Annotated in this window: 1 pseudogene; it reads right to left on the bottom strand. The window is 28.7% G+C overall.

The annotated features are described in order from the left end of the window. Positions 1 to 114: 114 nt before the first annotated feature. Positions 115 to 310, bottom strand: a pseudogene (locus ACFIO5_RS12495) (hypothetical protein); the annotation flags it as partial.

The following is a 310-nucleotide window of genomic DNA, read 5'->3' as shown; positions in this document are numbered from 1 at the left end:
TTTTGCTGTAAAAACCAAGCTAAAGAACACTCTATAATATATTTCATTCTACAGAAATATGAAAAATAGAGAAGAGTGAGTATAAATATCGCCCTAAATTAGGGTACACGCATCTTACTTTCTGAAAAAAAATGCTACATTTTTCCAAAATACAGTATGATTACCCGGATGAGTAGGTAGGATAACTTTATTTAATAAAGGATTAACCTGTTCACCAAAAAACAAGTCTTTCTTAGAAAAATTATAAGTAATAATAACAGGTATTTCTTCTTGAAGAACTATACGATCAGTTTCTTTTACAAAAGAGGAA

This window comes from Bartonella sp. AA86SXKL (assembly GCF_042196885.1).
This window is presented reverse-complemented; position numbering and strand designations above follow the sequence as displayed.